Genomic DNA, 13264 nt, shown 5'->3' with positions numbered 1-13264 from the left:
ATGTGAAGTAACCGGATTCAATCCGGTCATTGCGTCCCCCTTGCTGCCACATGCCTGACATCAACCAGCCGGATCGTTTTCCATAATACGGAAAACATCCCATAATAATGAAACCGGCTGTGGACCCGCCGGGTCTCCAACCCATATGTTGGGGCAAATGAAAGCGCGGGCAGGTAACAGGGATCATATCCCGACATGCGGGCACAGTCCCGACACCCGCGGCGGTTCCAAGTCTGGTGAGAGAAACACATGACCCAACGCATTCAAAAAGGTGGCCTTCAGATTGCAACTGTTTTGCATGATCTGGTTGCCAACGAAATCATTCCCGGCACCGGGATCAGTGCAGATCAGTTCTGGGCGTCGTTTGAGAAACTCGTTACCGAGCTTGGCCCGCGCAACAAGGCGCTGTTGGCAAAGCGTGACGAGCTGCAGGCAAAAATTGATGAATGGCACCTGTCGCGTCAGGATCAGGCACGCGATCCTGCGGCCTATAAGGAATTCCTGACCGAGATCGGCTATCTGCTTCCGGAAGGCGAAGATTTCTATATCGGAACCACCAATGTGGATCCGGAAATTGCCCGCGTTGCTGGCCCGCAGCTTGTGGTTCCGGTCATGAATGCCCGTTACGCACTGAATGCGGCGAATGCGCGCTGGGGCAGCCTTTATGACGCGCTTTATGGCACGGATGTCATCGACGAAACCGACGGCAAGGAAAAGTCCAAGGGCTTTAACCCGAAACGCGGCGCAGCAGTTGTGGCCTATGCCGCAGAGTTCCTTGATAAAGCCATTCCGCTTGCCAGTGGCAAACATGCCGATGCCGCAAAATACGAAGTGCGCGAAGACGGTTCAGGATGGTGGACGCTTGTCGTGACCCTTACCGATGGCAGCGAAAGCGCATTGGCACAGCCGTCGCAATTCATCGGTTATAACGACAAGGACGGTGTCCTTTCGGAAATCCTTCTGCGCAACCATGGTCTTCATGTCGAAATCCGCATTGATCCAACCCACCCGATTGGCAAGGAACATGCCGCGGGCGTCTGTGACGTCATTCTGGAATCGGCTTTGACCACCATTCAGGATTGCGAAGATTCGGTTGCCGCTGTTGACGCCGAGGACAAGACCCTTGTCTATCGCAACTGGCTTGGCCTGATGAAAGGCACGCTGGAAGAAAAGTTCGACAAGGGTGGCAAGACCGTTACCCGTCGCCTGAATGCTGATCGTTCGTATCAGGGCTTTGACGGCAACGAAGTTGTTCTTCCGGGTCGCAGCCTGATGCTGGTGCGTAACGTCGGTCATTTGATGACCTCGGACGCGATCCTTGATGCCGATGGCAATGAAGTGCCCGAAGGCTTCCTGGATGCGATGATCACCGGCCTGATTTCCAAACATGACGTTGAAGGCAAGAACGAACTTTCGAATTCCCGTCATGGCAGTGTCTATATCGTGAAGCCGAAAATGCACGGCCCCGAGGAAGTCGCCCTGACCAATGATCTGTTTGCCTTTGTCGAAGGCGCGATCAATGTTCCGGAAAATACTCTTAAGGTCGGCATCATGGACGAGGAACGCCGCACCACGGTGAACCTTAAAGAATGCATCCGCGCTGCCAAGGACCGCGTTGTTTTCATCAATACCGGCTTCCTTGATCGTACCGGCGATGAAATCCATACCAGCATGGAAGCAGGCCCGGTTGTCCGCAAGGAAGCCATGAAGGACCAGTACTGGATTTCGGCATATGAAAACTGGAACGTTGATGTCGGCCTTGAATGCGGCATGAAGGGTATTGCCCAGATTGGTAAGGGCATGTGGGCCAAGCCGGACCGTATGGCGGAAATGATGGTTGCCAAAATCGGCCATCCGAAAGCCGGTGCGAACTGTGCCTGGGTTCCATCCCCGACGGCGGCAACCCTGCATGTCATGCATTATCACCAGATTGATGTGCGTGCCGTACAGGACGAAATCGGCAAACGCGGACGCGCAAGCCTTGATGACATTCTGGCGATCCCGCGCATGGGTGACACCAAACCGATGCCAAGCGAAATTCAGGAAGAACTTGATAACAACGCACAGGGCATCCTCGGTTACGTTGTCCGCTGGATCGATAGTGGTGTGGGTTGTTCCAAGGTTCCGGACATCAATGATGTCGGTCTGATGGAAGACCGTGCGACACTGCGTATTTCAAGCCAGCACATCGCAAACTGGCTCCATCATGGTCTCTGCACCGAAGAACAGGTGATGGAAACCATGAAGCGTATGGCCGCCGTCGTTGACAAACAGAATGCCGGTGACCCGACCTATCGTGATATGGCCCCGAATTTTGATGACAGCGTTGCCTTTGCTGCGGCCTGTGATCTGGTGTTCAAAGGTCGCGAACAGCCGAACGGCTATACCGAGCCGGTTCTTCATGCCCGTCGCCGCGAAGCCAAGGCGAAATACGGCGCATAAGCCACTGTTCGTCTATGCCAAAACAAAAGCCGCCCGAATCATACGGGCGGCTTTTTTGCTGCAAAAAGACGCTGCAACATGAATTGCAGCATTTTGCAATATGGTTACCCGCCCAGCGTCATGATCTCATAACCCTTATCGGTGACAACAAGGGTATGTTCATACTGCACTGTGGCATCGCCGGTATCGGCAAACAGGGTCCAGCCATCCTCCCCATCAAGTGCCCATTTCGCACCATAGGACAGGAACGGTTCAATCGTAATCACCTGCCCCTTTTTCAGCGACCGGCGTTCCTTGGGATCATCCCAAGTCGGAATGGTATGGGGATGTTCATGCAGGGACTTGCCAATGCCGTGGCTGGCCAAATTACGGATCAGGGTATAGCCGCCCTTGCGCGCAAAGCTCTCGATCTTTAGCCCGATTTCGCGGATCGGGGCCTTGTCACGTACGACTTTGATCCCGGCCCACATCGCCTTTTTGCCGTCTTCGCACAGCTTGACGATTTCGGGCTTGGCTGTGCCACAAATGAAGCTGGCCCCGGTATCGGAAAAATAGCCATCAAGGGATGCAGACACATCAATATTGACCAGATCGCCATCGGCAAGAACCTGATCACCGGGAATGCCGTGTGCCACCGCTTCATTCACACTGATGCAAGTCGCACCGGGGAATTTATATTCGCTTTCCGGCGCAGAAATCGCCCCCGCATCTTCAAGCACCTTGCGGCCGATATGATCAAGTTCGGCCGTGGTAATTCCCGGAACAGCAGCAGCCCCCATAATATCGCGGGCGCGCGCACAAATCCGGCCAATCCGACGCATATGGTCGAGTTCTTTTTCTGATGAAACTGTCATGAAATGCTTATTGCGACGCCCTGTTGCAAAGTCAAGAAAACCTGAATGATACGGCGTCATTCAGCAAAGAAGATCACAGTTTGGATGAATTTGGATAAAAAGCATACGCGGTCAGGCCCGCGACGGTTTGATTTCTTGCTGGGCCATGTCATCCGAATACAGGACATAACCATTCTTGCCACGCGCCTTTGCCACATACAGGGCAGAATCTGCATTTTCAAGAAGCTGATCAGGCTGTTGGCTGTGTCCGGGATATAGCGAGATACCGATACTCATATTGATCGATACCCGGTTACCACCGGTGATGAACGGCATAAGAATTTCGTGCAATATCCGTTCGGCCAGCATGGTGGCCTCGGCGGCACCGTCCTGCTCGACGTTGCAGACAAGAACCATTTCATCGCCGCCAAGACGGGCAACAAGATCACCACCGCGCACACAACGGCGCAACCGTTTGGCGACTTCGCGCAGGACGTCATCCCCCGCCGCATGACCGAAGCGGTCATTGATCGGTTTGAAGTCATCCAGATCAAGCATCAGGACGGCAAGTTCACCTTTTTTGCGGTCGGCACGGGCAATCGCATGTTCGAAATAGACGTCCAGCGCCAAGCGGTTGCCAAGCCCGGTCAGCTTGTCGTGATGGGCGATATGTTGCATCTCGCCAAGGGCCGCGTCCTTCTCTGTCAGTTTTGCCAACAGGGCCTGCAAGCTTCTGGACAGAATATTGATTTCGCGAGCACCTTGGACATCGGGCAATTTGTCGATCTCGCCGCGTTTCATTGCTTCGATCGCATTGGCCATTTTGCCAATCGGCCCGACCAGGAAACCCGCCGCCCACCAGGAGATGAAACTGAACACGGCCGCAAGAACAACGCCCCACAACAGAATATCGCGGCGCAATTGATGCACGGGTGCCAACGCATCGTCGACATGCTGCCGGACAAGGATCGACCAGTTCAATCCGTCATAGTCAAGATGACCATCTGCGGGGGCATAGCCGGTCAGGTATTCTTCGCCATCCGACCATGTATTGATTTTCCAACCGATATGGTTGCGCTGCGCTTCGCCGAGCGCATCAAGATCAAGCTTGGCCCCGACCAACCCGCCATCAGCGCCAAGCAAAACAGTTCCATCCTGAGCAACCACGAAAATATCGACATTCTGATGGATGCCCTGCCCACTAAACAGGGATTTGCGGACGGTATCGGCCCATTCCCAACTGAGATGCGTTGCCAGAACGCCGGTAAATTCGTCATCCTCGTTATAAAGGGGCACCGCGATATCCACGAACTGGATCGGTTCGCCATTATAAAGCGGGAACTTTTCCGCCAGCAATTTGGCGTCATGGACATCACCAATGAACTGACCGTTTTTGCCATACTGAAAGACAGGGCGCTGGGCGATATTCGCCCCGACCAAAAGGTCCCCAGTTGCGGCAACCACCGTACCGTCGCGATCCAGCACCCCGATCCAGGTAAAGATCGGAATTTCCCGGCGCAGACGGTTGATGATCGAACTGATTTCCTGCGTATCTTGCAGCTCACGAAGGACGCTTAGCGTGCTGAGAACCGATACCTCGCCACGATGCGTCCACATGGTGCGGTCAAGTTCGTCAGCCATCTGACGGGCAATGTCAGAAACACCCAAGCCAATCTGGTTTTGCAAATCCGAGCCAGAGCGTTTGCCGACGACAAAGCTCATCAACGCCGCCAAGCAAACAACCATCAGCGCGGTTGCCAGTGCGACTTGCACACGGATCCCGACCTGCAAGATCTTACCCAAGGCTTATCCTCTCACTCTCCGAAACCGGGACATTTTTTGAATTTCGGCTGTCCTCGGTGCGACAAACTTTTTCAGTTTGCCGACATTGTCCGGGATATGGGAACGAGCGCTACTGTTTTTAAGAAGCAAATCCAACAAAAAAAGACGGTCCATAAACAGGACCGCCTTTTTCATTGTCGTTCGAACCGTTTTGAATGTCGATCAGACATCAAAGAACACGGTTTCGTTTTCGCCTTGTAGAACAATATCAAAACGATAGACCGGCATAGGCCCGCTATCATCGCGCGTCGCGATCAGGGTTTTACGGCGTTCGGTTTGCTCGATCAGGTTCAAAACCGGATCGACTGCATTGGCATCCTGTTCGTCGTCAAAATACATCCGGGTGTTAAGCCCGATATTGATGCCACGCGCCACAATCCAGAAATTGATATGCGGGGCCATATCACGTCCGTTACGTCCACCAACCACGCCCGGCTTGATGGTTTCAAAGCGATAAATAGCCGTATCAAAATCAATGCCCGTACGGCCCCAACCGCGAAAATCGGCATCAACCTCGCCTTTACGCTGGCGGTCCAGTTCATGGTTATAGCGACCGTCCGAATTAGCCTGCCATATTTCAAGAAGGGCATCGCGAAGCGGCGTACCCGTTCCATCAACAACCCGCCCTTCGATGACAATCCGTTCTCCGCGGGTGTTTTCATCGGCCATGATATTGGTGAAATTGTTTTCAAAGATATCAAAGCCCGCCTGTTTCGGGATCAAGCCGATATGGACATAGGGGCCCGCCGTCTGGGATGCCGTTTCTTTGAGATAATCGAGTGACTGCACCATGGATCAGTTCCCTTCCAGACGGTTTTCGAACAGGGTCGAACGGCGACCGCGCAACACGATATCGAATTTGTAGGCGATGGTATCAAGCGGGATTGATCCATTCAGATCAATCGGAGCAATCAGGCGATTGATTGCATCTTCATCCGGAATCACATGCACAATCGGGCATTCCTTGATCAGCGGATCGCCTTCGAAATACATCTGGGTAATCAGACGCTGGGCAAAGCCGGATCCAAATACCGAGAAATGGATATGGGCCGGGCGCCAGCTGTTGACGTAGTTGCGCCATGGATAAGGACCCGGCTTGATGGTGCGGAAAAAGTAATAGCCGTTTTCGTCAGTCAATGCGCGACCACAACCGCCAAAGTTCGGATCAATCGGGGCCAAATAGGTATCTTTTTTGTGGCGATACCGTCCGCCGGCATTGGCCTGCCAGAATTCAACCAGCGTATGGGGCACCGGACGGTTGTTTTCATCAAGAACCCGGCCATGAACGATGATGCGTTCTCCAATCGGATCGCCATCCTTGGCATAGTTGCGGATCAGGTCATTATCAAGCGGACCCAGTTCGTTTTGCCCAAAGACGGGTCCGGTTGATTCCGACAATGATCCCTGAAGCGACAACATCGCCTGACGCGGCGAACGTGCCACCGAGGTTTTGTAAATCGGGGTATAACCCGCGGGCTGAAGCGTTCTGTCACGCTGATAGAATTCCATTGATCTTCCTCCGCAAAATGTTTGTTCCGGTTTCTGCCGGTGTTGCGATCATCCTGCGCAGCCGATTGCATAAAATAAATGCATGATTTATCATTTAATTCATGAGCAATTTTGATCATTTGGAACTGGACGGCCATGCTTTACGGTTGTTTCTGGCCGTCCTTGAAGAAGGATCGGTCACAGCAGCCGCCGAACGGCTTGGCGTGACGCAATCAGCGGTCAGCCATAACCTGACCAAGCTGCGCCGGATCATGCGCGATCCGCTTTTCACCAAATCCGGGCGCGGCATTGTCGCCACCGCCCATGCGCAAAACCTTGCCGAGCAGGCCCGTTTTCTTCTTGATCAGATGCAGGCCTTTGCCAGCGGTGCGGATTTCAATCCGCACGATGCCCGCATGTCCCTGACCATTGCGGCAAATGATCTTCAACGCGATCTGTTGCTGCCCAGCCTGTTTACCAGCCTTGAAAGGCAACTCGCCGATACTCGGATGACGGTTGTGCCATCCCTTTTGCCCGGCCCCGCATTACTGCGCGAAAATCGCTGCGATCTTCTGATTTCTCCGCGCCCGCCCGAAGGTGTTGATATCGTACAAAAACGCCTTCTGACCGATCACTACATGGTGTTTTACGATCCCGGGATGCGCGATACCCCGGCAAGCAGCGATGCCTATTTATCGGCCCGCCATATCACCGTGCGATATGGCAATAACCGCACTCTTGAATTCGATGATATGCTTGAAAATCAGGGGATTATTCGTAACATCGTCTTGCGGGTGCCAAACTTTACCGCCATTGCCGAATTTCTGCGGGGCAGTCAGATGATCGCAACTTTGCCAAGCCTTTTGCAACAACATGCCCTGCGTGATTTTGCACGTGCGCCAATGCCACTCGACACGCTTGCCCCCGGCACAATCGATCTTCCGATCTTTATGTGCTGGCACCAAAGATATCAGCATGATCCGTCGCACAGATGGCTTCGTGATCAGCTTGAAGATGTTGTCGCCGCCAAACTGCGCACACCTTCAAACCAGCCGCTTTCGCAACAGACAAGCTAGACAGGGCGTCATGACCATTACCCAGATCATCTATTGGCTTGAACTGGCAGGTGTTGCCGTTTTTGCAATTACCGGTGCACTCGAAGCATCCCGGCGTCAGATGGATGTTGTTGGTTTCATCCTGATCGCGACCTTTACCGGGATTGGTGGCGGCACGGTGCGCGATGTCATCACCGGGGCAACTCCGGTATTCTGGATCAGGGACCCGGCCTGGGTAATCACCTGTATCGGGGCAGCTGTCTTTACCTATTTCACTGCCCATCTGGTGGAACGACGTTATGTCGCCCTGATCTGGCTTGATGCGCTGGGCCTTGCGATGTTTGGGGTCACGGGGGCGGCAATCGGCCTTAATCTTGGCGTTTCGCCGCTTGTTGCGATCATCCTTGGTATGATTTCGGCAACCTTCGGCGGCATGGTCCGCGATGTGGTCTGTAACGAAATTCCGCTTATTTTGCGCCCGGAAATTTATATCAGTTGCGCGCTTTTGGGCGCCAGCATCTATGTGGTTGGCACAGCCATACTGGAACTGCCGCGTGGCCCGATCGCCTTCATCGCATTCTTCTGCGCCTTTATGCTGCGGGCCTGCGCCATCAAGTTCAAACTAAGTTTTCCGGTCTACAAAGCCCGCCCCGGTCGGGAATATTAATTCCCGTTTCCTTGGTGAAACGCGGCAACTCAGGGCATCAAATATATTAAAGTGAGTTAACTGACTTTTCGCAAAAGGGTTGTTTTACAATCACCGTCTCCTCGACCGAAAGCCCGTAATTATTCGACGATCAGTTGCACGCGATCACTGGAAAACGCCGTTACACCATATTCAATTGGCACCCCGGCAGAATCGACATCGACGCTTTCAGTCGAAATCACCGGACGGTTTTTGACCTGCTTTAACAAGCTTGCGACACGTGATGACGGCAGGGCTGCAGAAATACGGGTCGTTTTGCGGCTGTAATCATCAATGCCAAACCGTTTAAGCGCCTCTGTCAGGGATTTGGTTTCGGTGAAAATCTCGACAATTCCGTCAAAACGGGCTGCGGGCAGATAACTTGTTGCCACCGCAAGCGGCACACCGTCTGCCTCGGAAACCGAGAACAGCTCAATCACCCGCGTGCCCGGTTTGACATCAAGGAACTGGGCGACTGTCACACTTGCCTTCAACACCTCGGACGAGATCAACCGTTTATCGGGAAGACGATGACGCCCTGACACGATCTGGGAGAATCGGGTCTTCGATCCCAACGGGTAATCAAGGATCTGTTCCTGCACGAAGGCGCCACGCCCCTGCTCTACCCGGACAACATTGGTATCGACAAGTGCCGACATGGCGCGGCGCACCGTGTGGCGATTCACCCCGAAACGACGGACCAATTCCATCTCGGTCGGCATTTTGTCACCTGGAGAAAACACACCTTCGGCAATATCCGCCAAAAGCTGTTTTTCAATTTGTTTCCAGATAGATAGCCCCGGCTCCCAATCCATCATTTTTCCCCGTTCATAAAACTTTCACCGCAAGACCTTTGCCAAGCTCGATAAATCGTCTTATAACGTGAATATGTATAGACGTCTAGACAAATTTTGAATTTGTCGACTTGCTGGAAAAAGGATCAGACAGATGACGGCGCACACCGCCCGGACAGACGGGCCCGGCCAGGATCAAAATCCCACCCATCAGAACAAGACAGCGCCTGTTGATCAGGCGACTGCTGCCCGGCAACGCTGGATGTCGGTTCTTGCACGGACCCCACGCGCGAGCCTAGAAGCGAGATGGGCGGCCAGTTATGGCGATCAGAAATGGTCCATGCTGCGCGAACCGCAGATCGGCATGGTGATGGTGCGTGGTCGCGCAGGTGGCGCGGGGCAGCGTTTCAACCTTGGTGAAATGACCGTAACCCGCTGTGCTGTGACCCTTTCGGACGGCACGGTTGGACATTCCTATGTCAAGGGACGCGACCGTTTGCAGGCGCAGTATGCCGCACTGTTTGACGCGATCATGCTGCGCGATGGTTCAGCCAGTGATTTCATTGATGACCTTGCTGCCGCTCAGGCCGAAGCCAAACGCGACCATGCCCGCAAGGTTGCGGCCACCAAAGTTGATTTCTTTACCCTTGTCCGCGGAGAAGACGAATGACCCTGCAATCCCAGACAAGTGAATTGCTGCCGGGGTTTGAGCATACCGCCTTTGACTCGAACGCTGTTTTCCGAGTTCTGCTTGATGCCCTTTCACGTCCCGGCCGCATTTATGACCTGCCGGTTTCGGTTGCCACACCAGATGGCCTGAACGCGACAACCACGGCAACACTTCTTGCCATGGCCGATATGGACACCACCATCTGGCTGTCACCGTCCTGCAAGACCAAGGCCGCAAATGATCACCTGAAATTCCATTGCGGCTGCCCGATCAGTGATGATGTTGTAATGGCCGATTTTGCCGTTGCCCGGATGGATGATGATCTTTCCTTCGTCAGCCGTCTTTCGGTTGGCAATGCCGAATATCCCGATCAATCAGCAACCCTGATCCTGATGGTGGATGAAATCAGCAACGCACCGGCGATGAAACTGACCGGGCCGGGGATCAAGGACAGCCATGATCTTGAAATCAAAAACCTTCCGGCAAGTTTCCATGTCTGGCGTGCGGAAAACCATCACCTGTTCCCGTGCGGGGTTGATGTGATTTTCACAAGCCCGACCCAGATTGTCGCCCTTTCGCGCACCACCCGGATTGAGGTCATTTAACCATGTATGTTGCCGTTAAAGGTGGCGAACGCGCCATCAATAATGCACACCGGCTGCTTGCCGAACAGCGCCGTGGTGACAAAAAGGTCGCTGAAATCCAAACCGATCAGATCGAACAGCAATTGTCGCTGTCGGTGACCCGCGTCATGGCCGAAGGATCGCTTTATGACCGCGATCTGGCCGCCCTTGCCATCAAGCAGGGACGCGGCGATTTGATCGAGGCGATTTTCCTGATGCGCGCCTATCGCACGACATTGCCGCGCTTTGCTTTTTCCAAGCCGATCAAAACCGCCGAAATGGATGTATCGCGCCGCATTTCGGCAACCTTCAAGGACTTGCCAGGCGGGCAGATTTTAGGCCCAACCTTTGACTATACCCATCGTCTGCTGGATTTCACCTTGATGGCCAATGGCGAAGAACTGCTTGATGCGCCAAGCGGCGACCAGCCCGTTGATGAACATATGCCCCGTGTTCTGGACGATATCCTGAATGATGAAGGCCTTATTCAGGACGAACCGGTGCCGGGCGATGACACTGCGCCCGTTGCCGATTTGACCCGCGAACCGATCAAGTTCCCGGCAGGTCGTGACCTGCGCTTGCAGAATCTGAGCCGCGGGGACGAGGGGTTTGTCCTTGCCCTTGGATATTCGACCCAGCGCGGTTACGCCAACAGCCACGCCTTTGTTGGTGAAATCCGCTATGGGACCGTATCGGTTGAAATCGAACCCGAGGAACTCGGCTTTGCCATTGATATTGGTGATATCGAACTGACCGAGTGCGAAACGGTCAACAAATTCAAGGGATCGAAAACCAAACTGCCGCAATTCACCCGTGGCTATGGCCTTGTTTTCGGCCAGAACGAGCGCAAGGCAATTTCGATGGCGCTGGTTGATCGCGCCATGCGCGCCGATGAAATGGGCGAACAGATCATGGGCCCGGCACAGGATAGCGAGTTCGTGATGGAACATAGCGACAATGTGCAGTCCACCGGCTTTGTCGAACATATCAAGCTTCCGCACTATGTCGATTTCCAGGGCGAACTTGAACTTGTTCGCCGCATGCGTACCGAAGTCGAAGAACGACTGGCCAAGCTTGAAGCCGAAAGCGCCCAATCCCAACCCGAAGCCGCAGAGTAAATCCATGGAACAGACTGTCAATTATTCGGCGGATGGGGCAACGGCCTATAATTTCGCCTATCTCGATGAACAAACCAAACGCATGATCCGGCGCGCGTTGCTTAAAGCCGTTGCAATTCCGGCATATCAGGTCCCGTTTGCCGGGCGCGAAATGCCGATGCCTTATGGCTGGGGTACGGGTGGGGTACAGGTAACCGCCGCCGTCATTGGCCCGAACGATACCCTGAAAGTCATCGACCAAGGTGCGGATGACACCACCAACGCGGTTTCAATCCGTCAATTCTTTGCCAAGACGGCAAATGTTGCGACGACCGAAAAAACCACCGAGGCATCGATCATTCAAACCCGCCACCGCATCCCCGAAAAGGAGCTGCGCGAAGATCAGGTTCTTGTCTATCAGGTGCCGATCCCCGAACCGCTTCGGTTCCTTGAACCGCGTGAAACTGAAACGCGCAAAATGCATGCACTTGAAGAATATGGTCTGATGCATGTGAAGCTTTATGAAGACATTGCACGTCACGGCCACATCGCCACCACATATGCCTATCCGGTGATGGTGGATGATCGCTATGTGATGGACCCGTCACCGACACCCAAATTCGACAATCCGAAAATGAACGATATGGCGGCCCTTCAGCTATTTGGGGCGGGACGTGAAAAACGCATCTATGCCCTGCCCCCCTACACCAAGGTCAAAAGCCTCGATTTCGAAGATCATCCGTTCGAAGTTCAAACCTGGAAAGATGAATGCGGCATGTGCGGCGCGCACGACAGTTACCTTGATGAAGTCATTCTCGACGATCAGGGCAACCGGATGTTTGTCTGCTCGGACACCGATTATTGCACCGAACGACAGGAAGCAGGCCATCGCGGCCCGCAACATCATGACCAGCCCCTTGGCAATGCAGCACGCGAAAAGGCAGCAGAATAATGACCCAGATAAGCAATCCGCTTTTGCGTGTGGACAACCTGACCATGATGTATGGCGACCGGGTTGGTTGCAAGGATGTCAGTTTTGAACTCCGCCCCGGCGAAGTTCTTGGCATTGTTGGGGAATCCGGTTCGGGGAAATCCACTTTGCTGCGCAGCATTTCCGCGCAGCAAGAACCGACCAAAGGGACGGTCCAATACAATACCCGCATTGACGGCGTGTGTGATGTCTATCAGATGTCCGAAGCCCAGCGCAGGCTTTTGATGCGTACCGACTGGGCGTTTGTTCACCAGAACCCGCGTGACGGGTTACGCATGAATGTCAGCGCCGGGGCCAATATTGGCGAACGCCTGATGGCGATCGGGGATCGTCATTATGGCAATATCCGAAGCAATGCCGATGCATGGCTTGGCAAGGTCGAAATTGCGTCCGAACGCATTGATGATCTGCCATCAACCTTTTCGGGCGGTATGCAGCAACGTCTGCAGATTGCCCGCAACCTCGTAACCAGCCCGCGCCTCGTCTTCATGGACGAACCCACGGGTGGCCTTGATGTCTCCGTCCAGGCCAGATTGCTCGATCTGCTGCGCGGGCTGGTTCACGACCTTAATCTTGCGGTGATTATCGTCACCCACGATCTGGCGGTTGCCCGACTTCTTTCGCATCGGCTGATGGTGATGCAACAAGGCAAGGTGATTGAACATGGCCTGACCGACCAGGTTCTTGATGACCCGCAGCATCCCTATACCCAGCTGCTTGTTTCTTCCATTCTTCAGAACTGAC

General features: G+C 53.9%; 13 protein-coding genes. 8 read left to right on the top strand and 5 right to left on the bottom strand.

The genetic code is table 11. The features are described 5' to 3' along the window. The first annotated feature begins 249 nt into the window (after nt 1–249). Nucleotides 250–2442 (top strand): malate synthase G, encoded by a 2193-nt coding sequence (locus tag TH19_RS08450; protein ID WP_114101919.1) that lies wholly within the window; start codon nt 250–252, stop codon nt 2440–2442. A gap of 104 nt (nt 2443–2546) precedes the next feature. Here TH19_RS08450 and map read toward each other — a convergent pair whose 3' ends face one another. The 4 genes from map to pcaH all read right to left on the bottom strand — a co-directional run bounded on the left by map (nt 2547) and on the right by pcaH (nt 6626). Beyond that, complete coding sequence (gene map, locus TH19_RS08445) at nt 2547–3296, bottom strand: type I methionyl aminopeptidase (protein WP_114102160.1); 750 nt, start codon at nt 3294–3296, stop codon at nt 2547–2549. A 111-nt stretch (nt 3297–3407) separates the two neighbouring features. Then, nucleotides 3408–5078: a GGDEF domain-containing protein gene (locus TH19_RS08440; RefSeq protein WP_114101918.1), complete on the bottom strand. Its 1671-nt coding sequence runs from the start codon at nt 5076–5078 to the stop codon at nt 3408–3410. A 201-nt stretch (nt 5079–5279) separates the two neighbouring features. Continuing rightward, nucleotides 5280–5909 (bottom strand): protocatechuate 3,4-dioxygenase subunit alpha, encoded by a 630-nt coding sequence (gene pcaG / locus TH19_RS08435; RefSeq protein WP_114101917.1) that lies wholly within the window; start codon nt 5907–5909, stop codon nt 5280–5282. Between the two features lie 3 nt (nt 5910–5912). Next, entirely contained in the window at nt 5913–6626 is a 714-nt protein-coding gene (gene pcaH / locus TH19_RS08430) for a protocatechuate 3,4-dioxygenase subunit beta (RefSeq protein WP_114101916.1), read from the bottom strand. Between the two features lie 101 nt (nt 6627–6727). Here pcaH and TH19_RS08425 point away from each other — a divergent pair, with 101 nt between their 5' ends. Continuing rightward, complete coding sequence (locus TH19_RS08425) at nt 6728–7681, top strand: LysR family transcriptional regulator (protein WP_114101915.1); 954 nt, start codon at nt 6728–6730, stop codon at nt 7679–7681. Between the two features lie 10 nt (nt 7682–7691). Next, nucleotides 7692–8327: a trimeric intracellular cation channel family protein gene (locus TH19_RS08420; protein WP_114101914.1), complete on the top strand. Its 636-nt coding sequence runs from the start codon at nt 7692–7694 to the stop codon at nt 8325–8327. Nucleotides 8328–8446: 119 nt separating this feature from the next. Here the strand turns inward: TH19_RS08420 and phnF are convergent, their stop codons facing one another. Continuing rightward, nucleotides 8447–9160, bottom strand: coding sequence for a phosphonate metabolism transcriptional regulator PhnF (gene phnF, locus TH19_RS08415; protein WP_114102159.1), 714 nt, complete (start codon nt 9158–9160; stop codon nt 8447–8449). A gap of 133 nt (nt 9161–9293) precedes the next feature. Between phnF and phnG the strand changes: the two genes are divergently transcribed. Genes phnG through phnK form a run of 5 tightly spaced genes read left to right on the top strand, consistent with a single transcriptional unit; the run spans nt 9294 to nt 13263 of the window. Next, nucleotides 9294–9809, top strand: a complete 516-nt coding sequence (gene phnG / locus TH19_RS08410; protein ID WP_114101913.1) for a phosphonate C-P lyase system protein PhnG — start codon at nt 9294–9296, stop codon at nt 9807–9809. Continuing rightward, nucleotides 9806–10414 (top strand): phosphonate C-P lyase system protein PhnH, encoded by a 609-nt coding sequence (gene phnH / locus TH19_RS08405; RefSeq protein WP_114101912.1) that lies wholly within the window; start codon nt 9806–9808, stop codon nt 10412–10414. Before phnG ends, phnH begins: the two co-directional genes overlap by 4 nt. A 2-nt stretch (nt 10415–10416) precedes the next feature. Next, nucleotides 10417–11550 (top strand): carbon-phosphorus lyase complex subunit, encoded by a 1134-nt coding sequence (locus TH19_RS08400; protein ID WP_114101911.1) that lies wholly within the window; start codon nt 10417–10419, stop codon nt 11548–11550. Nucleotides 11551–11554: 4 nt separating this feature from the next. After that, nucleotides 11555–12481: an alpha-D-ribose 1-methylphosphonate 5-phosphate C-P-lyase PhnJ gene (locus tag TH19_RS08395; protein ID WP_114101910.1), complete on the top strand. Its 927-nt coding sequence runs from the start codon at nt 11555–11557 to the stop codon at nt 12479–12481. Beyond that, nucleotides 12481–13263 (top strand): phosphonate C-P lyase system protein PhnK, encoded by a 783-nt coding sequence (gene phnK / locus TH19_RS08390; RefSeq protein WP_114101909.1) that lies wholly within the window; start codon nt 12481–12483, stop codon nt 13261–13263. Before TH19_RS08395 ends, phnK begins: the two co-directional genes overlap by 1 nt. Nucleotide 13264: the final 1 nt, after the last annotated feature.

The organism is Thalassospira profundimaris (assembly GCF_003326675.1).
Taxonomy (GTDB): Bacteria; Pseudomonadota; Alphaproteobacteria; order Rhodospirillales; family Thalassospiraceae; genus Thalassospira; species Thalassospira aquimaris.
Note: the sequence above shows the minus strand (reverse complement) of the source record. Positions and strands in the feature narration are given on the sequence as shown.

What these genes read in the sequence shown, in the direction of transcription:
- phnK (WP_114101909.1), top strand. Translation starts at nt 12,481, where the DNA reads ATGACCCAGATAAGCAATCCGCTTTTGCGTGTGGACAACCTGACCATG.
- TH19_RS08400 (WP_114101911.1), top strand. Translation starts at nt 10,417, where the DNA reads ATGTATGTTGCCGTTAAAGGTGGCGAACGCGCCATCAATAATGCACAC.
- map (WP_114102160.1), bottom strand. Translation starts at nt 3,296, where the DNA reads ATGACAGTTTCATCAGAAAAAGAACTCGACCATATGCGTCGGATTGGC.
- phnF (WP_114102159.1), bottom strand. Translation starts at nt 9,160, where the DNA reads ATGGATTGGGAGCCGGGGCTATCTATCTGGAAACAAATTGAAAAACAG.
- phnG (WP_114101913.1), top strand. Translation starts at nt 9,294, where the DNA reads ATGACGGCGCACACCGCCCGGACAGACGGGCCCGGCCAGGATCAAAAT.
- TH19_RS08395 (WP_114101910.1), top strand. Translation starts at nt 11,555, where the DNA reads ATGGAACAGACTGTCAATTATTCGGCGGATGGGGCAACGGCCTATAAT.
- TH19_RS08425 (WP_114101915.1), top strand. Translation starts at nt 6,728, where the DNA reads ATGAGCAATTTTGATCATTTGGAACTGGACGGCCATGCTTTACGGTTG.
- pcaH (WP_114101916.1), bottom strand. Translation starts at nt 6,626, where the DNA reads ATGGAATTCTATCAGCGTGACAGAACGCTTCAGCCCGCGGGTTATACC.
- phnH (WP_114101912.1), top strand. Translation starts at nt 9,806, where the DNA reads ATGACCCTGCAATCCCAGACAAGTGAATTGCTGCCGGGGTTTGAGCAT.
- TH19_RS08450 (WP_114101919.1), top strand. Translation starts at nt 250, where the DNA reads ATGACCCAACGCATTCAAAAAGGTGGCCTTCAGATTGCAACTGTTTTG.
- pcaG (WP_114101917.1), bottom strand. Translation starts at nt 5,909, where the DNA reads ATGGTGCAGTCACTCGATTATCTCAAAGAAACGGCATCCCAGACGGCG.
- TH19_RS08420 (WP_114101914.1), top strand. Translation starts at nt 7,692, where the DNA reads ATGACCATTACCCAGATCATCTATTGGCTTGAACTGGCAGGTGTTGCC.